Annotated in this window: 22 protein-coding genes; 4 read left to right on the forward strand and 18 right to left on the reverse strand. The window is 64.0% G+C overall.

Features of this window, described 5'->3' with window-relative positions; translation table 11 throughout:
- The 8 genes from K2U94_RS15385 to K2U94_RS15420 all read right to left on the reverse strand — a co-directional run bounded on the left by K2U94_RS15385 (position 1) and on the right by K2U94_RS15420 (position 5,593).
- Positions 1–753, reverse strand: a complete 753-nt coding sequence (locus tag K2U94_RS15385; RefSeq protein WP_243068043.1) for a hypothetical protein — start codon at positions 751–753, stop codon at positions 1–3.
- 3 nt (positions 754–756) lie between these two features.
- Positions 757–939, reverse strand: coding sequence for a hypothetical protein (locus tag K2U94_RS15390; RefSeq protein WP_243068044.1), 183 nt, complete (start codon positions 937–939; stop codon positions 757–759).
- 37 nt (positions 940–976) lie between these two features.
- Complete coding sequence (locus K2U94_RS15395; protein WP_243068045.1) at positions 977–1,438, reverse strand: hypothetical protein; 462 nt, start codon at positions 1,436–1,438, stop codon at positions 977–979.
- Positions 1,435–1,935, reverse strand: a complete 501-nt coding sequence (locus K2U94_RS15400; protein ID WP_243068046.1) for a hypothetical protein — start codon at positions 1,933–1,935, stop codon at positions 1,435–1,437. The genes K2U94_RS15395 and K2U94_RS15400 overlap by 4 nt, the downstream gene beginning before the upstream one ends.
- Positions 1,936–1,938: 3 nt before the next feature.
- Entirely contained in the window at positions 1,939–2,751 is an 813-nt protein-coding gene (locus tag K2U94_RS15405) for a head-tail connector protein (RefSeq protein WP_243068047.1), read from the reverse strand.
- Positions 2,752–2,753: 2 nt separating this feature from the next.
- Complete coding sequence (locus K2U94_RS15410) at positions 2,754–2,966, reverse strand: hypothetical protein (protein ID WP_243068048.1); 213 nt, start codon at positions 2,964–2,966, stop codon at positions 2,754–2,756.
- Between the two features lie 62 nt (positions 2,967–3,028).
- Complete coding sequence (locus tag K2U94_RS15415) at positions 3,029–4,537, reverse strand: hypothetical protein (RefSeq protein WP_243068049.1); 1,509 nt, start codon at positions 4,535–4,537, stop codon at positions 3,029–3,031.
- Positions 4,538–4,576: 39 nt separating this feature from the next.
- On the reverse strand, positions 4,577–5,593 hold the full coding sequence (locus K2U94_RS15420) for a hypothetical protein (RefSeq protein ID WP_243068050.1): 1,017 nt from the start codon (positions 5,591–5,593) through the stop codon (positions 4,577–4,579).
- A gap of 120 nt (positions 5,594–5,713) precedes the next feature.
- On the opposite strand from K2U94_RS15420, the gene hisC reads away from it, so the two are divergent.
- Together hisC and K2U94_RS15430 are read left to right on the forward strand one after the other, a co-directional pair.
- Complete coding sequence (gene hisC / locus K2U94_RS15425) at positions 5,714–6,772, forward strand: histidinol-phosphate transaminase (RefSeq protein ID WP_243068051.1); 1,059 nt, start codon at positions 5,714–5,716, stop codon at positions 6,770–6,772.
- Positions 6,773–6,955: 183 nt separating this feature from the next.
- On the forward strand, positions 6,956–7,117 hold the full coding sequence (locus tag K2U94_RS15430) for a hypothetical protein (RefSeq protein WP_243068052.1): 162 nt from the start codon (positions 6,956–6,958) through the stop codon (positions 7,115–7,117).
- Here the strand turns inward: K2U94_RS15430 and K2U94_RS15435 are convergent.
- The 6 genes from K2U94_RS15435 to K2U94_RS15460 all read right to left on the reverse strand — a co-directional run bounded on the left by K2U94_RS15435 (position 7,114) and on the right by K2U94_RS15460 (position 13,697).
- A complete protein-coding gene (locus K2U94_RS15435; protein ID WP_243068053.1) occupies positions 7,114–7,611 on the reverse strand; it encodes a hypothetical protein in 498 nt (165 codons plus the stop codon). The two genes, K2U94_RS15430 and K2U94_RS15435, sit on opposite strands and share 4 nt — an antisense overlap.
- 133 nt (positions 7,612–7,744) lie before the next feature.
- Positions 7,745–8,947 (reverse strand): IS256 family transposase, encoded by a 1,203-nt coding sequence (locus K2U94_RS15440; RefSeq protein ID WP_243068054.1) that lies wholly within the window; start codon positions 8,945–8,947, stop codon positions 7,745–7,747.
- Between the two features lie 132 nt (positions 8,948–9,079).
- Positions 9,080–10,510, reverse strand: a complete 1,431-nt coding sequence (locus K2U94_RS15445; protein WP_243068055.1) for a phage portal protein — start codon at positions 10,508–10,510, stop codon at positions 9,080–9,082.
- Between the two features lie 282 nt (positions 10,511–10,792).
- The gene (locus K2U94_RS15450) at positions 10,793–12,142 is read right to left on the reverse strand and encodes a DNA-packaging protein (protein WP_243068056.1); all 1,350 of its coding nucleotides are present in this window, start codon (positions 12,140–12,142) and stop codon (positions 10,793–10,795) included.
- A 5-nt stretch (positions 12,143–12,147) separates the two neighbouring features.
- A complete protein-coding gene (locus K2U94_RS15455) occupies positions 12,148–12,648 on the reverse strand; it encodes a hypothetical protein (protein WP_243068057.1) in 501 nt (166 codons plus the stop codon).
- A 299-nt stretch (positions 12,649–12,947) separates the two neighbouring features.
- On the reverse strand, positions 12,948–13,697 hold the full coding sequence (locus K2U94_RS15460) for an XRE family transcriptional regulator (RefSeq protein WP_243068058.1): 750 nt from the start codon (positions 13,695–13,697) through the stop codon (positions 12,948–12,950).
- 131 nt (positions 13,698–13,828) lie between these two features.
- On the opposite strand from K2U94_RS15460, the gene K2U94_RS15465 reads away from it, so the two are divergent.
- Together K2U94_RS15465 and K2U94_RS15470 are read left to right on the forward strand one after the other, a co-directional pair.
- Positions 13,829–14,338 (forward strand): hypothetical protein, encoded by a 510-nt coding sequence (locus tag K2U94_RS15465; protein ID WP_243068059.1) that lies wholly within the window; start codon positions 13,829–13,831, stop codon positions 14,336–14,338.
- A gap of 26 nt (positions 14,339–14,364) precedes the next feature.
- Positions 14,365–15,051, forward strand: coding sequence for a hypothetical protein (locus K2U94_RS15470; RefSeq protein WP_243068060.1), 687 nt, complete (start codon positions 14,365–14,367; stop codon positions 15,049–15,051).
- On the opposite strand, the gene meaB is transcribed toward K2U94_RS15470, so the two are convergent.
- From meaB to K2U94_RS15490, 4 genes are all read right to left on the reverse strand, one after another.
- Complete coding sequence (meaB, locus tag K2U94_RS15475) at positions 15,048–15,986, reverse strand: methylmalonyl Co-A mutase-associated GTPase MeaB (protein WP_243068061.1); 939 nt, start codon at positions 15,984–15,986, stop codon at positions 15,048–15,050. The genes K2U94_RS15470 and meaB overlap by 4 nt on opposite strands.
- Positions 15,987–16,024: 38 nt before the next feature.
- Positions 16,025–16,444 (reverse strand): secondary thiamine-phosphate synthase enzyme YjbQ, encoded by a 420-nt coding sequence (locus K2U94_RS15480; RefSeq protein WP_243068062.1) that lies wholly within the window; start codon positions 16,442–16,444, stop codon positions 16,025–16,027.
- Positions 16,445–16,565: 121 nt separating this feature from the next.
- Positions 16,566–17,465, reverse strand: coding sequence for a transglutaminase family protein (locus K2U94_RS15485; RefSeq protein ID WP_243068063.1), 900 nt, complete (start codon positions 17,463–17,465; stop codon positions 16,566–16,568).
- On the reverse strand, positions 17,462–19,984 hold the full coding sequence (locus K2U94_RS15490) for a circularly permuted type 2 ATP-grasp protein (RefSeq protein WP_243068064.1): 2,523 nt from the start codon (positions 19,982–19,984) through the stop codon (positions 17,462–17,464). The genes K2U94_RS15485 and K2U94_RS15490 overlap by 4 nt, the downstream gene beginning before the upstream one ends.
- Positions 19,985–20,011: the final 27 nt, after the last annotated feature.

Below are 20,011 nucleotides of genomic sequence, written 5' to 3' on the forward strand. Positions count from 1 at the left end.
TCAGACCGCCGTGTTGATTTCGCCGATGGCGTTGGCCGAATTGGCCAGCGCCTCGAAATCGAGTTCCGGAATGGCGAAGTCCTGCATCTTCGACGCGATGCTCAATTTGCTCGACACGCAATTGTACAGGCGCAAAGACCATTGCGCGCCGGCGACATTGGGATTGGTCTGATAGAAGTCGATCTGGAATGTCGGCGCGGTGCCCATGACCTTGTTCGAGATCACTGCGCGCGAGCCTCCGCTCGTCTGGGTGTAGGAATAGGACACCAGCACCGCCTTGCCAGCGTCGCCGGAATTGAACGTATAGACGCCCCCGGCGACGCTGTACTGGCCGACGGCGGGCGCCGAGGCGACCTTGACCAGGGCGAGACCGCTCGCCGCATAGACCACGCCAAGATCCTCGTCGAAATTTACCGCGTTCGCGGCGCTGTACGTGTAGGACGCAGACGAAGGAACGGCGCCGGCCTCATTATAGGCCCACAATTTCTGGCCCGGATTCAGGCTCTGGCCGAAAAAGCAATTGTTGAACAAGGGGCCGTCGATATTGGCGAATTTCGCCTTGCCGGAAATCTTGCCCTCGCCGCGCGCCAGCGCAATCGGGAACTGATATTGGCCGAACAATTGTTTCGACGAAAAGCTGATGTCGATCGAGATGTCCTGCAACGAACCGAACTGAACGGGCGTGGCGTTGGGGCCCGACGGCGTGGCGATCAAAACGCCCGAACCGAAGGCGACGGAAGTGGTGTTCGACATGAATCAGTGCTCCTGGAGAAGGCCGGCCAGCCGCGCCTTCAAGGCGTCAACCGCGACCCGGACATGGTTGAAAATTTCCGTGGCGCGAGAGACCGGTGAATGATGGATGGCCTCGACAAACCAGGACTCGATTTCCGCTTCGATTTTCGGGCCGAGACGCTCGGATTGCTCCGTGGGCGATGTCATTGTGAACTCCTCGATTTTTTGCGTCTGCGTCAGAGCGTTATGGGATCAGGATTTTCACGGGAACGAGAGCGAAGCCCTGCCCGTCGAGGTCGCCAGGATCCTTGATGACCCGCCCCTCCACCCGACAGGACTGGACGAGGCCGCCAAGCGTTTGCCGGCCGATCTTGGGGTCCGGCGCGAGCGTCGCGATCAGGGCTTCGATTGCGACGTTCAAATCGCGCGCCGGCGTACTGTCCGGATCGCGTCCCGCCGACGTGTAGATCAACAGGTCCACATTCAGCGTCGTCTTGCTCGGGAAACTATCGCCGGCATAGGCCACGTTTTCCCCATGCTCGCCGACGAACAGGGCAGGCTGATCCGCCGCCGCCACATCGCTCCACAATTTCACCCGGCGCGAAAGCATCGCCCATGTGTCGCATCCATTGATCGGCGTTGCGAATTGCGCCTTCGCCAGACAGGCGCACAGCGCCGCCATAATCGCCTCGCGGGTGTTGGTCATGAGGAATCCTTCAGCTTTCCGGCTGCCGCAAACACGGTCTCCTGCAAGCCCTGAACGATGTCGTCGCCCTGCTCATCGAGCGCCGAGCCAAGATAGGCGCGCGCCGCGAAGGTCGAACCGGGATGCTGAATCCGCCGCGCGAAAAATTGCTTTCCGTTCATCAGGAACGACAAGGCTTTGGCCTTGTCGGGAAGGATTTCATGCGCCGAGGTCTTGCCGCCATATTCCAGAATCCCGGAATAGGGGACGTCGCCATTAGCGAATATCTCCGCGTCGATCCGCAAATCCTGTGGCTCGACGTTCATCTGGATGGAGTCGCGCAGGGCGCCGCTGCGGGCGTTCAGAACGCCGCCGCTCAGATTGACGTCGACGACTTCGGAATAAAGCGCTCTGGCGAGGACTTCGACCTTGTCGGTCAGGGCCGCGCGCAGAGCGTCGGGAAGTTCGTCGAAGCGCTCCCTAAGCTCCGAAGCGCCCTTGAGGCTGAGTTCGAACATCGGTCAATTCGCGATGATGCGGGCGAAATTGCGCAATGCCATCGCGACGAAATCCGGCATGGCGGAAATACGAAAAGCCGTGGTCTCCTGACCGCCGAGACTCTTCGACGTCATGCCGATCCTTTCCCGATAACGATAGCGGTCGGCGGCCCATTCAAGCGCGCACAGCGCCAGGTCCGACGGCGCATAGCCATAGTTCAGGAGAAGGGACCGCCCGGCGTCGGCGGCCGAAAAGTAGTAGCCGCCGCCGCCGTCGAGAACATATTGACCCGCCCCCGGATTAGCCGGAACGCAGGATAGCGCGGCTCCGTCGGCATAGGTTGCGCCCATGTCGGAAACGAAGGCGCCAAAGGGCTGCGCCGCCTGGACGAAAAACGGCGCGAGCGACGGGACGACGACAGCCTCGCCGCTCACCTGATACCCTGCGCGGTAAGCGATCGAGACGTTCTGCCAGCCGCGCATGAAGACGCCGCCGCGCAACATCACCATCTGCATCGCGCCGGGAGGCTCCAGATCCGAGGGCTCGAGCAGCCACCCCACGCTTTGCGGCGTGGCCGCCTGAAGAACCGCTTGCCCGTCGATCGACACGGAAGAAACCGAAATCACCGGCCAATGGCGCAGCTGAATCCGGTCGCGCCCGTTGCCATCGAAGGCGTCGACGACATCACGCGGCCAGATGAAGGGGCGATTGATATAGGCCGCGATCGCGCGGCTGATCTGGCTGATCAGAACCGAGAGAACGAAATCGTCGCCGTTGGATTGCACGCCGAGATGCGCCTTGAGCTGCGCCAGTGAGATGAGATCGCCTTGCGCCACGGTCAGTCCGCCTTCTCGGCGCGGGCCCGCGCGCGCGCTGGCCGAACGGGCGCCGCGTCCTCGCCGGGTGCCGCCTCGGCGCAGACCACGCAGCCATGCGCGGCGAGTTCATGAGCCAGTTCGTCAGCGGCCTCGAACCGTCCCGCCTCGTCCGGCGCAATGGTTTCACCCGCGCAGGACAGCGCGGTCACGCCCTCGGGCGCCCGATATTTCATGTCGCAACTCCGTCGTGAAAAGCACGGGCGCCGCCTCGTCGGGAGGCGGCGCCAATCAGACGTCAGCCATTGCCGATATTGGTGATGACCGACATGCTTGGCGGGAAATAATGCTGCAGCACTTCGTCGGCATAGACGCCATATTCGTAACGGCGCGCACGCAACGGCCACTCGATCTGGTAATAATCCTGCCGGGCGCGGACCTGGATCACATTGCCGACATTGGCCAGCGGATAGGGCAGCCTGCGCGTCAGGAACAGCATCGTGCCGGCCGGCATGTTGGGATGGATCTTGATGTCGAGCGATTTGGCGCCGGCGAGCGAATATTTGTTCTTGTAGGTCGTCACCATGACGCCGCCGCCGATGGCGTCCTGCTCGGAGTCGAAGATGAAGCGCTGGGCGCCGGAGCCGCCGCCGGCGAGAATCTTCTTCGAAATATTGTTCGCCTCCTGCGACGACACCCAGACCTCGTCCGGCGAGAGCCGATAGAGATCCCAGTTCGCCTTGAGAACATTCTCGATCTCGACAATGCCGCCCGCGCCGTCGCCGGTCAGCGGCGTGCCGACGCCAGCCGAGCCGGTCGGCTGCGCGGTCACCAAGGAGCCGGCCCCCGGCAGCAACGCCTGGGTGAGCAGACCGTCGAAGGCGAGCGAATTGGCCGACCAGTCGGCCGAAGGCAGCGAAGCGGCAGTCTGCGTCCCGGTGGCCGCGGCGGCGATCGCCACGCTGTTGATGGTGGTGATCGCGCCGAGCGTCTCCGAACCGGCCGCGCCCCAATACCAGGCGTAGCCGAAAGCGCCCGACTTGACGGCGACGCTCGCTGTGACGCTGCCTGTCGAGCCGGTGGTGGCGACGGTGGCACTGGCGGATTTCTGCGCGGCACCGCCGCCGAACGTATCGACCGAGGAATCGGCGTTGGTGCGGCTGATCGAGGCCTGAACGCCGGTCGCAACGGAAGAATTCATCAGACCGTCGAGGGTCAGGGCGACGCAGATCACCGACCAGGTCCCGGCCGCCAGCGAACCGCCGCTGGTCGAGGCCGCGAGCGTCGGGGTCGCGGTCGCGCCGAGCGCCAGCGACGTATTGCCGCCGAGGATCATCGCCTCTTCGCCGATCATCAGCGCTTCGAGACCGGTCTGCGCGGCGAGCGCCCGAATGTCGTCGAAATTCTGGCCGGCGTACTGGGCCTCGAAATCGACATTGGTTTCGATGCCGATACCCTTGTAGGTGGCGACGAAATCCTTGGTCGTGTCCGCCTGGACCGCGCCGCGATTGCCGCCGGAAACGCCGATGCGCAGGCCGGTCGAATTGATCGCGGTGATCGCGCGCCAGGCGGCCTGCACGCCACCCCTGCCCGACACGCGCGGGATCGAATTGCGCAACGGGGTGAGGACCGGATAGAGCAGCTTGGCGCCGGCTTCGAGATCATAATAGGTCAGGCCCGAAGTGGCGGAAGCGCTCTGCGCGAAAGTGGATTTCTCCAGGCTGGCGAAACGCGGATCGAACAAGGGCGCGGACTGAGCCTTGCGGATCGCCTGAGTCAATTCCAGCGCGTTCTGTTGTGCGGTCATGGACATGCTTTCTCTGTTGGGATTCAAAAACGGAAAGACTCAGCCGAATCGTTTCGGCTGGGTCTGGGCGGCCTTGATCAGGACGAGAGAGGCCTTTTCGGGCGACAGGCGCGCGAGTTCGGCGGCCAGATCGTCGAGGCCGGACTCCGCGGATTTGGACACCGGCGTGAAGCCCGGCAGATGAACGGGCTGCGCCGGCGCGGCTTCGAGCGCGCCGACGCGCTCACTGAGCGCCGCGATCTGCGACGCGATTTCCGCGGCCGTCCGGCGCGCGGTTTCGCCGTCGCTGGCGAGCTTTTGCAGCCGCAGGTCGAGCGCCGCGGCCTTTTGCGCGGCCGCCGGTTGCAGCGTCGCGACACAACGGGCCTTCAGTCGCGCGAGCAGATCAGTCAATGGCGCATCGTGAACGGGGTCCGCGTTGAGGTCGGCGTCCAGCGCCGCGAAGAAATCGGCGATGGTCTCCGCGGCGTCGATGTCGCTGTTCACATTGCCGACCAGCCAGTCCCGCAATGCGGAGTTCTGCGGTTGACCTTCCGTTTTCTCGGCCGGCGGGGAAAAGGCGCGCCGCTCGGTCGCCCCGTCGGCCTTGACCAGCTCAAAACTCGCCTCGGGCAGACAGGGCAGATCGACCAGCGAAATTTCACTCGGCGACGCAGTGTAGCGCGTGAGTTCAGGATTCTCCGGGTCGGGCCAGCGCTTCACATAGGCGCCGCCCTGGCTGAAGCCGGTATAGACGCCTTCCTCGATCTTGCGCCATTCGTCCTCGTCGACGATCTTGGCGGCGATTTCTATCCGCTTGGCGTCGTCGTTGAAGGTGATCGCCGAAATCTTTCCCGCCGCCACCTTGCCATGCATGGCGCGCAAGTTTCCAAAACTCTTGCCGCCGGAGGCCTTGGCGAAATCCTCCGACCATTTCTCGTAATAGGGCCTGGTGCTGGCGTAATCGCAGATCTCGCCGGCCCGGTCCGGCAGTTCCGCTGTGGCATAGCCGTAGATCAGGCGCCGGGCGGCGTCCGCCTTGCGCAGGGGTATGAACATTTGCAACGGGTCTGACACGCTTCCGCGCTCCTCACTGGGTTGCGCCAGCCCCGGTCTTGACGAGGCTGGCCAGGTGGTCCGAAATTTTGCTAAAGACGGGCGCGCGCCCGTCGCGGGCGCAGGAAAAGGCGCTGAAACATGGAATTCTGGAGCGCTAAGGCGAAAGCCTTGAGCCCCTACACGCCCGGCGAGCAGCCGCGTATCGAGGGCTTGGTGAAGCTCAACACCAATGAAAGCCCACTGCCGCCCTCGCCGCGCGCGCTCAAAGCGATGCGCGAGGCCGCGAACGACTCCCTGCGTCTCTATCCCGCGCCAGAATCCGACGCTCTGCGCGAAACGCTGGCCGCCTATCACGGTCTGCGCCCGGAAAACGTGTTCGTCGGCAACGGCTCGGACGAGGTGCTCGCCCACGCTTTCCTCGCGCTGCTCAAGCACGAAAAACCGTTGCTCTTTCCTGACGTGACCTACAGCTTCTATCCGGTCTGGGCGCAGCTCTATGACATCGCCTACGAAACGGTCCCGCTCGATGAAAACATGTGCGTCCGAATCGATGATTATCGGCGTAACCGCGCGGGCGCGATCGTACTCGCCAATCCCAACGCGCCGACTGGCGTCGCCATATCGCGCGGCGACATCGCCCGCATGCTCGAACAGCACGCCGACATCCCGGTGGTCGTCGATGAAGCCTATGTCGATTTCGGTGGCGAGACCGCAATCCCGCTCATCTCCGACAACCCAAATCTTATCGTCGTGCGCACGTTTTCCAAATCGCGGGCGCTCGCGGGCCTGCGCGTCGGCTATGCGTTGGGCCAATCTAGACTGATCGAAGCCCTCTCACGGGTCAAAAACAGCTTTAATTCCTACCCCCTCAACCGCATCGCCGTCGCCGGCGCTGTCGCCGCGGTCGAGGATGAGGCTTACTTCCAGCACAGCCTGAAACAGATCGTCACCGAGCGCGCAAACGCGACCGCGCGCCTGAGCGAACTCGGCTTCGACATCCTGCCGTCGAGCGCCAATTTCATCTTCGCCCGCCACAAGACAGCCAAAGGCGCAGAGCTTGCCCGCGCCTTGCGCGAGCGCGCCGTACTGGTGCGCCATTTCAACGCCCCGCGCATTGAGGATTTTTTGCGGATCACCATTGGCGCGGCGGAACAGACGGCAAAGCTCGTGACGGCGCTCGACGCCATTCTCAATTGATTTCGCCTTTCCGTCGCCGCGCGACGTTGCCCCCAACGCCGTCATCACCGTCGATACATCAGCCATCGGATCGTCCGGAAGCGTCTCGCCCAAAATCTCCGCCGCGCGGCGCCGGGTCACCATCCCGGCGCTGACATAAGCGACCAGATTTTCCCGCTGCACCTTCGGATCGATGGTCGGCTCATGGCGACAGACGAATTCCAGCTAGACGAATTCCAGATCGTCGGCGCCGAGCAGGTTCTGGATCACATGGTCGCACAGCCGCTTGATCCAGGCCAAAATCGGCAGCAGGCCTTCCTGGTCGGCGCTGTCCTTTTGGGTCTCGCTGGCCGCGCGTTTTCTTAGCCCTTGGCGCCGAAAAACCTTTTGGCTGGATTGCCAGTTTCTTCATCCATAACCGTATAATTCTCGATCAGGATTTTGAAGCCGGCTTGTTTGGCTCGCGCATCGAGTTCCGCCGGAAGAACAGGCGTAGCAACTTGATCTCGGCCGAAGATCGCGACCCACAGAAGCGGTTCAATCTTGCCCGCTTTGGCGAGCGCGGTAATGGACGGCGCTCGACATTCAATTTCATCCAGCCATTGCGCCAGCCCCGGCGCTATATGTTCGATATTGTCGTATTCTACATCCTCACTGCATGCGTAATTCCGAGAAGCGATACGCGCCGGCGCTCGGCCTTGAGCGGGAATCGTCTGTCCTTTGACGTAAAAATGCTTCCATTGTAGCTTTGAAGCATGAACGACAGGTTTCAAGGGTTCGTGATCGCTCCAAAGCCGCAGGCTCGTTTTGAAGGTCGGAGGTTCGTGGTTTCCGACGGATTTTACCTTGGTTTCAGCCATGAAGGTTTCCGATCCATTCATCGTTGAAACAAATATCTCCATTGTCGAGGTCGAATTGGCAGGATCGTGTCCCCGGCGGTGGTGTAGCTGAAGCTTGGCCTTGCACCGCGTTTTCCGGCATGGGCCGGGTTGGTCAGACGGCCACTGCGGGCAGTCCGACGGTGGCATCATCGCTCAAGCTGGCGATGGTTTCCAGCGTCATGTAGCGGCAGCGCTGCACCGCCCATTCATCGTTCTGCTCCAGCAGGATGGCGCCTACGAGCCTTGTGATGGCTGCGTCGTTGGGGAAGATGCCGACGACCTCGGTGCGGCGTTTCACCTCGCCGTTGAGACGCTCCATGCCGTTGGTCGAATGTATTTTTTGCCAGCGCTCCTTGGGAAAGGTCATATAGGCCAGCACGTCGGCCTCGGATTCATCCATGAAACCGGCGAGCTTGGACAGTTTTGGGCGCAACTGGTCGGCGACCTTGCGCCATTGCGTCTTCGCGGCTTCGGCGCTGTCCTGCGCGAAGGCGGTGGCCATGAAGGCGGAGACGACGCGCCGCCCGCTCTTGCCGGCGTGGGCGAGGGCGTTGCGCATGGTGTGGACGCGGCAGCGTTGCCAAGTGGCGTTCATCAACTTGGAGACAGCGGCCTTGACGCCTTCATGGGCGTCCGAAATCACAAGTTGAACCCCGCGAAGGCCGCGCCGGCGCAGCTTGCGGAGGAACTCGGTCCAGAAGGTCTCCGCCTCCGAGGGGCCGACGTCCATGCCCAGCACTTCGCGTCTGCCGTCGGCGTTGACGCCGATCGCAACAATCACCGCGGTGGAGACGATGCGGTTGTTGCGCCGCACTTTGACATAGGTGGCGTCGAGCCAGACGTAGGGCCATTCGCCTTCGAGCGGTCGGGTGAGGAAGGCCTGGACCTTCTCGTCGATCTCCTCGCACAGGCGCGACACCTGGCTTTTCGAAACGCCGGAGCCGCCCATCGCCTTGACGAGTTCATCGACCGATCGGGTCGACACGCCCTGCACATAGGCCTCCTGGATCACGGCGGCGAGCGCCTTCTCCGCCATCCGGCGCGGCTCAAGGAAGCTCGGGAAGTACGAGCCCTTGCGCAGTTTCGGGATGCGCAGTTCAACCGCGCCGGCGCGCGTCTCCCAATCGCGATCGCGATAGCCGTTGCGCTGGGCAAGCCGCGCGGCGGGATTGCGTTCGCCGTGGGCGGCGCCGGTCAGCGCGCCGATCTCCAGTTCCATCAGCCGCTCGGCGGCAAAGCCGATCATCTCGCGCAGAAAATCCGTGTCGGGCGCCTTTTCCACAAGCGCGCGAAGGCTCATCATCTCGTCGGTCATCGGTGGTTCCTCGGTTGCGTTGGTGTGTTGCAACCCGAACTTAACCGGAGAATCGTCGGTGGCCGCCGAAAGCCGCTCGCTCGCTACGGCGCTATGAAAAGCGCGCTTCGCAAGCGGCTTTCTCCCCGCGTCCTACACCACGCGCCGGGACACGACCAATTGGCAGTTATCGGCACCCGACAAATTCGCATGTGCCTTCGCATCATGTAAAGCTTTTGACGCCTCCTTTGGATCGAGGCCCAAAACCTTGCAAGCGTAATCATAATTTTTTGTTGTCGCCGCAACTTCAATTTTTGTGTTCGGTTGGCGATCACCGCCTTGAGCGTTCGGTTGCGAATTTTGGTCGACGGGTTTTTGTGAATCGTCCGCGCTGATCCACCGCCCATCGCTGCCGCGCGGCTGTTCCGGACTATACTTACCGAAGCTCGCGGGTTCAACGTCGAAGCGTTTCACCGCCGCGCACTGCGCCAAATCGCCACCCAACCGCACTACGCCCTGCCCCGTGGTCACCGCGAGCACATCGGCCATCGGATCGTCCGGAAGGGTCTCGCCCAAAATCTCCGCCGCGCGGCGCCGGGTCATCATCCCGGCGCTAACATAAGCGACCAGATTTTCCCGCTGCACCGTCGGATCGATGGTCGGCTCGTGGCGCCAGACAAATTCCAGATTGTCCGCACCCAGCAGATTCTGGATCACATGGTCGCACAGACGCTTGACCCAGGCCAAAATCGGCAGCAAGCCTTCCTGGTCGGAGGTTTCCTTCTGGGTCTCGCCGGTCGCGCGATTCACCTGATTGACAAACGGCTGCGGCGAGATCGAAAAGGCGAAACAGACCACGCGCGCAATCCACTCGTCGAACGCGTTCTTGAGCTCTGGCTCCTTGGTCTGAATAAAAGTTTTTGCGACGCCTCCGGGCACGAATTTCGCCCGCCGCCGGCGCGCCAGATCGCCGGTGAAATAGAGGTCCCAATAATCCTGGAAATTCTTGATCTGATCCGGCGTCCAACCGTCCGGCACCCCGATCAGGCTCTCCGGCACATTGCCTTCGCTGAAATAGGTCAGTTGATGCAACTGCCGCTTCAGGCCGATATTGACCGTCGCCATCACCTGCTCGACCGGCGAATAGCCATAGGCGCGATGGGCGCGCCTGTTGCGCGGACGATAGAGAATGTCGCGCGCCGAATAATCGACCGCTGGCAGCCCTTTGAGAATCTGCTGATAGGCGACCGGATACACCAGCCTACCATTCTGCACGAAGGGCCGCGGTGTGCGGCCCCAGGCGTCGAGCACCGGCTTGATTGTCGCCCCGTCTAGCACATGCAGCGCCAGCAACGCGCCGCCACGGTCGCGTTCGCACCACAAAGCCGGCGCGTCGATCACGAACAGATCCTCCAGAATCATCCGCATCCAGGCGCACCAATCCTGCGCGCCGTCCGGGCTCTGGAAGAACTTTTCCACGCGCGCGATCTGGGCGGACTCCGCGATCAGACCCGACTTCGGGCGGATCGTCCAGTTCAGGCGCTCGATCTGATCCTTGCGCGTCTCGATCGCCAGACGCAGCAAATCATAGGCGTCGGCCAGCGTGCGCAGATCTGAGAACGAAAAGGCCTCGAAATTGCGGGTGCGCGTGGCAAGGTTGTAGCCCGAGGGAAAATCCCACTGCCGCCCGGCGACATCCGCCGGCGCGCCCGGCGCCTGCGGCGCCGACGGGCCAAACCAATCGGCCGCGCCCTCGACGCCGCCATAGCGCGCGGTGATTTCGACAGGCGAAAGGGTCCAGCGAGGCAGGCCCGCGCCGCGTTCGGTCATGATGAACTCCAGTGAATTGTCTCGGCGCGGCAGCGGTCAGGTCCGCCCGCTCATATCGGCCGTCATGCTGCGGTAAAATTCAAACAGAGCCGCGCCCGCTTCCTGTTCGAAAACCAGCGAGGAAACCGCCCAAACCAGCGCATCCACCCGGTCGGGCGAAAAACCGGCGCGCGCCCGGTCGAAATCCGGCGTCATCAGACACATCTGGTCTTCGAGCCGAGCAAAAGTTCCACAATGGCGCACCCGGCCCTGCTCGTAGAGCGCCGCCACCGGCTCCGCCCGCGTGAACTTGCCGCGCGACGCCCGCACGGCGCGGAAAGCGACTTTGGCGTCCACCTGCCGGATGAGCGTCTCGATCATCTCGCCGCCATTATTCACTTCGGCGACGATGCAATCTCCGGCGAAATCGCGCAAAGCCGCCACCGCCCGCGTCGCCCAGCCGAGCGGCGTCTCGCCCCGGCGGGACAGATCGGCGAGCACGAAAACCTGTCGGTCCGCCGCCAGCCCGGCGACGATCATGCCGCATTCGTCGGCGTTTTCGCCGGAGGTCGCGGGCGGGTCCAGCGCCACCACGATGCGACCAAGCTTCGGCGCCTCTTCCTTGGCGACATGGGCGGCCTCGATCATCTCGCGCGTCCACAGGGCGCCCGGAACATCGAGCAGCATATGGGCGTGCAATTCCTGGCGCCCCAATCGCGTGCCCTCGTATTTGCGCACGACGCGAGCCAAAAAGCTTTCAGCCAGATTGCCGATGTTTTCATAGGTCGAATGCTGGGTCGAAATGGTCAGTGGGTCGGCCAGCAACTCGCGCATCAGTTTGGTCGGACGCGGCGTCGTGGTGATGATCGCCTGGGGTTTCGCGCCAAGCCGCAAACCGAACACCGCCTGGTCCCAGGCCTCGGGATAGCGCCAGGCGGCGAGTTCGTCGGCCCAGAGCTTCATATGCTGCTTGCCACGCAGCCGTTCCGGCTCCTCGGCGGAAAACAACAGGCTTCTGGCGCCGTTCGGCCATTCCAGCCGCCGCCTGTGCGCGACGTAGCGAGGACGTTCGTCGCGCGGACACACCGCCAGCACGCCCGATTCGCCCTCTACCATTACGTCGCGCACATCATCGGCGGTGGCGCCGATCAGGTTGACCAGGGAAAATTCGCGCGTCCAATGACGCACGGTCTCCGCCCCGGTGCGAGTCTTGCCCCAGCCGCGCCCGGCCAGCGGCAGCCAATAGACCCAGTCGCCCGGCGGCGCGAGTTGCTCGGGCCGCGCCCAGAAGGGCCACAGGGTTTTCAGTGATTCCAGTTCATCGGCGTCAAGCCGGGCGAAAAACGTCGCGCGCTCGCGCGGGCTCAGGCGCGCCAGTGCGCGGGCGTCGGTCGGCGTCCGATCCATGGCGATCATTTCTTGGCCTTGGCGTCGCCGTCCGCCAGCCCGCGCGCGAGAGCGTCGAGCTTCTTCAACAGCGTAACGCGCGCCTCCTCCAGCGAAACCACGGCCTCCGGCCCGGCGTCGAGGCCGAGCAGCTTCGCGCGCCGGTCCATGATCGACAACACACGCGAAGCGGCGGCGGCGTCGCCGCCCATCGCCGCCTTGTAATGGGCCGCCTGCAACTGATCGAGCCGCAGCAGTTCAAGCTGGCGCAATTCGCGCGCCGGCTGTTCGCGGCACGAACGCAGGCTCTTCGCGACGATCGCATGAACGCGGCTGACGCTGACCGGGCGGAACCCTGCTTCCGGCAATTGGCGGGCGATTTCATGAAAGGTCAGCCCATGCAGGCGCATGTTCAGGATCGCGAGGTCGCGATCGACGCAGGACGGCGCCGGGTTGCTCCCGTTCGCCTTCGACCCGCCCCGGCCCTTGCCATTTTCCTGCAAATCCTCGCGCGGATCGGACGCCATATCTCTTCCAATTCGTCTGCTGAAGCGGCGTGCGAAAAGTGGACGCCGGGTTTTCGTGGAAACGCCGCGAAACTGAAGAATTTCGATTTGACGACGGTTCGGCGGACGCGCCATCAAATCGAGTCCGAAACAAAAACCCGGCGGCTCCGCTTCGGGAGCGCCGGGCGCACATCGTCAACATGGATATTTCTAGCAAAAGTCGGTCGACCGGTCAATGGGCTTTGATGGGATTTTTGCAATATTCTGGGATTTTTCCCATTTTGGTGCCCAATCAGCCCGATGGGCTTTGATGGGCTCCGTCAGTTGACGGTGAAGCGCCCGGCGAAACGGCCGATGATCCGGATTTCATCCAGCGGAGTCTCATAAGGCGCGTAAGACGAATTGGCCGAGATCACCCGCACCCGGGTCGGCTCCGACCCCATGACGATCTGCAGCCTTTTGATCACCAGGCCGAAACCGTCCCACAGCGCAAAAATGCCCTCGGGGCTCGGCGTGGTGTAACGCAGATCGATGAACACCCGGTCGCCCTCGAACAGGCGCGGCTCCATCGAATCGCCAATGACCTCGAAAACCCTGATATGGCGCGCCGAAGCATGGAGCACGCCCTGCACGACGGACGGCGGCAGGCTCCATTCCGCCGCGATCCCCTCGGCCGCGTAAACATTGCCCTGTTCGTCATGGACGAAGGCCTCGACCGGCACGCCGCCGCCGCCCGCCCCCGCGCGCACGTCGACTTCGAGGATTGTCGTCCCCGCCTCGGTCGCGCCGTCGACGATCTTTCGGTCCACGCTGGTGTCGAGTCGACGGCGTGGCGGTTTTTCCGGGGCGAATTCGCCGCCCGCCGTCTCCGCGCCGGTCAAAAGCCAGTCCAGCGACCGGCCAAGGGCCGCGGCAAGTTTGTTGAGCGCCGGCAGCGAGCCGCCGCGCCCGCGCTTGAGCGCGTCGCGAACATAGGTTTCGCCCAGACCGGCAAGTTTCGACAGGCCTTTCATATCGAGGCCCTGCCGCTCCATCTCGGCTTTGACGCGATTGCGGATCACTTCATCCATGATGGGAATTCTCCCATATTTACCTTGATCGAGCCAGGGGGATTTTGCCCATTGACAGTTTAGCAATGTTCCCTTTATGTTCTATTTCGCTGCGCAGTCAAGTTTTTCCTTCCCACCACCCCAAGGCGACCATGACTTTCCCCGCACCTTTCCGCGTCTTTTCGCCCTTTTCCTCCACCACCATCATCGTGCCCCGCGCCGGCGCGAGGCCCCTGCGGGTCGAGACCGTCAAAGCCCGCGCGGCGGCGCCGAAGACCGGGTCCTTCGGCCTCAGCGCCGAACCCCGCCCCGCCGCGCAGAAAATCACGGTGCGCGTCCCCGTCCCGCCGCCAGCATCGGTCCTTTACGTTCCCACCCCAAAGGGCCTCGTGCGCTCCGAATCTTACGAGGAATGGCTCGACCAGGCCGCGCGCCGGCTGAACGCCCAGAAGCCGGGCCGGATCGGCGCGATTTACGCGCTGGACGTCATCGCGCCGCGCAACGCCCGCACCCGCCAGTTCGGCGCGCTGGAACGTCCGCTGGTCGAACTCCTCGCCCGCTGCCGCATCGTCCGCCGCGGCCTGCCGCCGGAAAAATTCAGCGCAACTTACGGCGCCGGCGCTGAACTGGCGCTGACCATCAGCAACTTTCCCGCCGCCTGAATCCCCCTCAAAATTCCGAGCGCAAGATGAGCAAGACGCACAAGAACAAGATTTCCCTGCCCAAACTTGGCTGCCTCGAAACGCCGTCGCGCGAAAGCGCGCGGCGCGCTCTGAAAAAATTTCAGCGCGCCGGCGATCGCGCCCCGGAAGGCCCGAGCGTCGAGCGCCTGATACAGGCGGGCGGCGCCGCGCGCATCGAAACCTTTTCCGAAATGGTCGAGGTTTCGCGCGGTGACAAATTTGAAACGGAAACGGTGGATTCGGTCCGGATGCGGCTCGATGACGGGCCGCTGGCGCGGCTGCGCGACCGCAACCAGCTCGACCGCGCCGACAAGGCGCGCAACTTCGTCCTCGCCCAGGCCGGCGAGAAATATCGCGAAAGCTTTTTCCGCGCCGGCCTCGATCCCTTGCGCTCGCTCGATCCCTCGCAGGAGGTCAAGGCGGCTTTTTCCCCCAACGGGATGTGGCGTTGCGAGAGCCAGATCGAAAACCTGCAGAAATTCCGCGCCGCGCGCGAGGCGATTCCCGAGGATTTTCGCGATCCTTTGGCGGCGATCGTGCTCGAAGACCGCGAGATCGTCGATGTCGGCCGCGAGATCGGCGCCTATAAGGACGCCAAAATGGCGGGCGCGGTCGCCCTCTTCACCCTGCGCCGCGGCCTTACGGCGCTTGCCCGCCATTACCGGCTGATTTCGGCGGCCGGCGCCGGCTAACCCTTCTGCAGCAGCCGTGTCAGTTCACGCGCGATTTCCAGTTCGCGCGTGAACGGGCCTGGCGCGGAAAAAGGGATGGAGCTCGCGCGCGAAAAACCCTCGCTGCCGAAACGGGCGCGGATCGATTGCTCCACCCAGGCCTTTTCCTGCGCCGCGCGGCGCGCCTTCAACGCGCCGCCGCGCTCGGCCCAGGCGCGATGATCGGCCAATGCCTTGTGCAATTCCGCCATGCCGGCGCCGCTCGCGGCCGAGGCCAGGATCACCGGCACGCGCCAATCGTCGTCGCGCTCGAACAGCGTCAGCGCCCCCTCGACCTCGCTTTTCGCGCGTTTGGCGGCGTCGCCCATGTCGGCCTTGGTGACGACGACAATATCAGGCAATTCCATTACGCCAGCCTTCATGAATTGCAAACTGTCGCCCGAACCCGGCTGAACGCACAGGATCACCGAATCCACGGCGAAGGAAATATCGGCTTCCGACTGGCCGATACCGACGCTTTCAATCAACACGCGATCGAACAGAGCGCGCATCAAAGCGGCGGCGGCGATGGTCTGATCGGACAGGCCGCCCAGCCGGTCGCGCGCCGCCATGGAACGGACGAAAACGCCCTGATCCTCGGGATCGGTCGCCATGCGCGCGCGGTCGCCGAGCAACGCCCCGCCGGTGCGCCGCGAGGAAGGATCGACGGCGATCACCCCCAATGTCTCGCCGCGCCCGCGCCAGTCGCATATCAGCGCATTGGTCAGGGTCGATTTGCCGACGCCCGGCGGCCCGGTGAGGCCCGCCGTATGCGCGCGGGTCTGCGCCAAAGCAGCGTCAAGCAGTTCGGCCAGCTCCGCCGTGCCCTCATGGGTTTCGATCAAAGCCAGGGCGCGCGAAAGGCCGCGCTTGCCGCCCGCGGCGATGGACTGGAGATCGGGGAAGGACGCCAGCATATATCCTCAAAAAACCGAAACAAATGCGGAGGACGTCGTCATTCTCCGATCACATGCAAGACCACCTCGCGACGACGCGGGTCGCGACGATGTTCGAACAGAAAGATCCCCTGCCACGTCCCCAGGACCAGATCGCCGGAGGCGAAGGGAATAGTCAGGCTCGATGGCGTCAGAGCCGTGCGGATATGTGCCGGCATGTCGTCCGGCCCCTCGTTCTCATGGCGATAGAGGCCCCGCCCCTCCGGCGCGACCCGATCGAAAAAGGAGAGCAGGTCGGCGGCCACGGAAGGATCGGCGTTTTCCTGAATCAGCAGCGACGCCGAAGAGTGCCGGCAGAAAATCGTCATCTGGCCCATCGACATCCCGCTGGCGCGCAAAAAGGCGCGCGCCTCGCCAGTAAATTCGAGCAGCCCGCGCCCGCTGGTCGCAATGGAGATTCTTTGCTGGGCCTGACGCATGAACGATCCTTCGTGACGAACACAGCGGCGGCTCCCTCTCCCGCCTGCTGCAACAGAGATCGTCATATCACGGGAAAGGAGCATTTCGTCAAAGACGCCGTCTCCGGGCTCCACCGAAAACTCAAGAAAAAGTCGGCGGCGTGTCCTCGGACTTGACGGGGATGACATCCACGGCGACTCCGACGTCCTGTCCGCCCGAGGACAGGATGACGCCGTTGATCGGCGAAATGTCCGCATAATCGCGGCCTTCGGCGAGGATGATATGGTCGTCGCCGACCAGAATCTTGTTGGTCGGGTCGAGCCCGACCCAGCCGTCGAGCGGCCCGCACCACACCGCGACCCAGGCATGGGTGGCGTCGGCGCCCTCCAGCCGCTCCTGGCCCGGCGGCGGCACGGTGCGCAGATAGCCGCTGACATAGCGCGCCGGCAATCCGATCCCCCGCAAGCCCGCGATCATGATATGGGCGAAATCCTGGCAGACGCCGCGCTTCTTCTCGAAAGCTTCGCCAAGCGGCGTCGAAACCAAGGTCGCCTTGGAATCATAGTCGAAATCGTTCCAGATGCGCTCCATCAGATCGGTCGCGCCGTCGAGAATCGGCTGTCCCTCCGGAAAGCTCCTGCGCGCATAGGCGACGACCGGTTCGTCGAGCGTCACCACCCGGCTCGCATAGATGAAATGGGCGGGCGACTGCGGCCCGAGATCGTTGACGCTGAAGGCGTGCTGGCGCACCTCCTCCCAATTGGGCGTCGCCGCCGGCGCCACCGGGCGCGAGACGACGATGCGCGCGCGCGCGGTGACCAATAGCTCGCGGTGCTCGGCTTCGATATTGACGATCTCGAATTTGTTGCCGAAAAAACATTCGCGCTCAATGCGCTTGGCGGCCGGCGGATCGATGTCGACATGCACGTCGATGACTCTTTGGCCGGCGCGGCTGGTCGGCCGCAACCGCAGCGCGCACAGCGAATAGGCGACCGGCGCGTCATAGCTGTAGGTCGTGATGTGCCGAATGTCGTAAATCACGCGAGCCCCACCTGTTTCTCCGCGCGCGCGGCGTTGGCGCCCTGCAGGAAATAGCGCGTGGCGACGGCGTCGGCGAGGCCCATCAGGCGGCGCTCGACCGACAACACGAATTCGGCGGTGATGCAGGACGCGACCTTGGTTTTCAAATCGGCGTGGACCTCGATCGCGATACGGTTCGGCGCCTCCAGCATGCCGTCGAACTTCAGCACCGGCAAGGTCGCGATGTGCTCGGCGAGCCTTTCGATCTGGAAGGCGACCGAGCGCGGATTGTAGGGATCGAGCAGCACCATGTCGCGCACCGGATAGGGCGCGACGCCGACGATATAGCGCGAGCGATAGGTGATCTGCGAATCGATCAGGTCGAGCAGCACGTCGAAATCGGCGGCGCGGGCCTGCTCCATGCCAAAGGTCCGCGCCAGGCGGCAGGTGTTGACGCCGCGCTCGAGGCGCCGGCCTATTTCAAGGAAGCGCCAGCCGGCGACCCGGTTCATGTTCTCCTGCGCGAGGCCGGAAATGCTGGCGACCGCCTGCAGCGCGCTGTCGGTCAGCTCCAGGATTTCCGGCTCGTCGAGCGGAACGCGGCCGTCCTCCAGCTTCTGGCTCAAATCGACGATGATGCGCCAGGTGTCGGGCGACAGGCGCTCCCGGATCGCCGCGGCGGTGCGTTGCGAGGCGCGGGCGAGCGACACCGCCGAGCCGAATTCATCGACGTTGAACATTGCGGCGTTGAGAAACATCTGCGGCGTCAACGCGGTCGTGGTCTTGGCCGGGACCGCGCCCCAGTCGCCGAGCACCTTGCGCAGGCGCTGGGTGGTCGCGGCGCCTTCCTGATACATATCCTCGTTTTCGATGGCGCGGCGCGCCAGGCAGCGGATAAGGCGAAGCGTCGCCTCGGCGCGCTCGATATAGCGGCCCAGCCAGAACAGATTGTCGGCGGCGCGGCTCGGCAGATTGCCCATGATGCGGCGGATCGAAACCGCGTCGCTGCGCGGAAGCAGCGTCGTCTGCTCGACCGGGCGGCTGGCGGCGATCCAGACGTCGGCGGTCTGCACCCCCTGCCCCATGGCCACGGCGCGCGAATCCATGCGGTCGGAAATGCGGCAGAAGCCCCCGGGCATGACCTGGAACTTGCCATCCGGCCCCACGGCGGCATAGACGCGCAGCACGAAAGGGCGCGGCTCCAGCTTGTTGTCCACCCAGACCGGCGTCGTCGAAAGGCGAACGACCTCCTGGCCGACGAAATCGGCGCCACGTTCGCGGATCGCCGTGGCGAGCGCGGCGCGCTGCTTATCCGAAACCTCGCCGGCGACCACCGAACGGCCGAGGAGCCTGCGCGCGGAGGCCGAGCCGCTGAAGGCCGGCGCGATCGCCATGTCCTGCAGCCGGGCGAGCACATATTCGCGTTCCGCCTCCTGCCCGCACCACCAGGTCGCGATGGTCGGCAGGATCAGCTTCTCGCCGAGCATCCGGCCGGCGATATTGGCCATGAAGCCGAGCAGAGCCGGCGTCTCCGCCACGCCGGCGCCGATGGCGTTGGCCACCGCGACATTGCCCTGGCGGATCGTATCGATCAGGCCCGGCACGCCGAGCTGCGAGCCGCTTTTCAGCTCCAGCGGATCGGCGAAATCCGAATCGATGCGCCGCCAGATCACGTCGGCGCGCTTAAGGCCGGCGATGGTGCGGACATGGACGAGACCGTCGCGCGCGACGAGGTCAGCGCCCTCGACGAGCACGAAGCCGAGATAACGGGCGAGATAGGCCTGCTCGTAATAGGTCTCGCTATAGGGGCCGGGCGTGTGCAAACAGATGCGCGGCTCGGAACGGTTGGCGAGATTGGCCAGGCCGGCGCGGAAATCCTGGAAGAAGGGCGCGAGCCGTCGCACGTTCATTTCGCGATAGATGGACTGGAAGGCGCGCGACAGGTTGAGGCGGTTCTCCAGCGCATAGCCAAGGCCCGAAGGGGCCTGGGCGCGGTCGTTCAACACCCACCATTGCCCGTCAGGCCCCCGCCCGAGATCGGCGGCGTAGATGCTCAGATAGCGACCGCAGCGCGGCTTGACGCCGATCATGGGATGGAGGAAATCGGCGCTCCCGGTGACCGCCGCGGCGGGCAGATAACCCTCGGAGATCAGTTCGCCCCCACCGTAAAGGTCGGCGAGCAGCCCCTCGAAAACCTCGGCGCGCTGGGTGACGCCCGCCTCGATCACCGCCCACTCCTGTTCCGAAATCAGGAGCGGCATGTGGCTGAGCGGCCAGGCGCGGTCCACTGTCTCGCCATAGGCGCGGTAGGAGACGCCCTGTTCGCGGATGTTGCGCTCGATGGTCTCGAAACGGCGTGCGATGTCGTCGCTGCCGAGCCCGGCCAGTTTGTCGAAAAATTCCAGCCAATGACCGCGCGGGCGTCCATCCGCGCCGATGAATTCATCCGGAACGCCGTCGAGCGGCCGATAGGCCGCGGTCATCTCCACCAGGCGCCTCGCCTTGGCGTTCGAGGCCCTCCCCGGCGTCGGTCCCAGCATTATCCCCCCTGATGAACCCATCCCTGG

The organism is Candidatus Rhodoblastus alkanivorans, from assembly GCF_022760755.1.
GTDB lineage: Bacteria > Pseudomonadota > Alphaproteobacteria > Rhizobiales > Beijerinckiaceae > Rhodoblastus > Rhodoblastus alkanivorans.

What these genes read in the sequence shown, in the direction of transcription:
- K2U94_RS15385 (WP_243068043.1), bottom strand. Translation starts at nt 753, where the DNA reads ATGTCGAACACCACTTCCGTCGCCTTCGGTTCGGGCGTTTTGATCGCC.
- K2U94_RS15390 (WP_243068044.1), bottom strand. Translation starts at nt 939, where the DNA reads ATGACATCGCCCACGGAGCAATCCGAGCGTCTCGGCCCGAAAATCGAA.
- K2U94_RS15395 (WP_243068045.1), bottom strand. Translation starts at nt 1,438, where the DNA reads ATGACCAACACCCGCGAGGCGATTATGGCGGCGCTGTGCGCCTGTCTG.
- K2U94_RS15400 (WP_243068046.1), bottom strand. Translation starts at nt 1,935, where the DNA reads ATGTTCGAACTCAGCCTCAAGGGCGCTTCGGAGCTTAGGGAGCGCTTC.
- K2U94_RS15410 (WP_243068048.1), bottom strand. Translation starts at nt 2,966, where the DNA reads ATGAAATATCGGGCGCCCGAGGGCGTGACCGCGCTGTCCTGCGCGGGT.
- K2U94_RS15415 (WP_243068049.1), bottom strand. Translation starts at nt 4,537, where the DNA reads ATGACCGCACAACAGAACGCGCTGGAATTGACTCAGGCGATCCGCAAG.
- hisC (WP_243068051.1), top strand. Translation starts at nt 5,714, where the DNA reads ATGGAATTCTGGAGCGCTAAGGCGAAAGCCTTGAGCCCCTACACGCCC.
- K2U94_RS15430 (WP_243068052.1), top strand. Translation starts at nt 6,956, where the DNA reads ATGGCGACAGACGAATTCCAGCTAGACGAATTCCAGATCGTCGGCGCC.
- K2U94_RS15435 (WP_243068053.1), bottom strand. Translation starts at nt 7,611, where the DNA reads ATGGCTGAAACCAAGGTAAAATCCGTCGGAAACCACGAACCTCCGACC.
- K2U94_RS15440 (WP_243068054.1), bottom strand. Translation starts at nt 8,947, where the DNA reads ATGACCGACGAGATGATGAGCCTTCGCGCGCTTGTGGAAAAGGCGCCC.
- K2U94_RS15450 (WP_243068056.1), bottom strand. Translation starts at nt 12,142, where the DNA reads ATGGATCGGACGCCGACCGACGCCCGCGCACTGGCGCGCCTGAGCCCG.
- K2U94_RS15455 (WP_243068057.1), bottom strand. Translation starts at nt 12,648, where the DNA reads ATGGCGTCCGATCCGCGCGAGGATTTGCAGGAAAATGGCAAGGGCCGG.
- K2U94_RS15460 (WP_243068058.1), bottom strand. Translation starts at nt 13,697, where the DNA reads ATGGATGAAGTGATCCGCAATCGCGTCAAAGCCGAGATGGAGCGGCAG.
- K2U94_RS15465 (WP_243068059.1), top strand. Translation starts at nt 13,829, where the DNA reads ATGACTTTCCCCGCACCTTTCCGCGTCTTTTCGCCCTTTTCCTCCACC.
- K2U94_RS15470 (WP_243068060.1), top strand. Translation starts at nt 14,365, where the DNA reads ATGAGCAAGACGCACAAGAACAAGATTTCCCTGCCCAAACTTGGCTGC.
- meaB (WP_243068061.1), bottom strand. Translation starts at nt 15,986, where the DNA reads ATGCTGGCGTCCTTCCCCGATCTCCAGTCCATCGCCGCGGGCGGCAAG.
- K2U94_RS15480 (WP_243068062.1), bottom strand. Translation starts at nt 16,444, where the DNA reads ATGCGTCAGGCCCAGCAAAGAATCTCCATTGCGACCAGCGGGCGCGGG.
- K2U94_RS15490 (WP_243068064.1), bottom strand. Translation starts at nt 19,984, where the DNA reads ATGCTGGGACCGACGCCGGGGAGGGCCTCGAACGCCAAGGCGAGGCGC.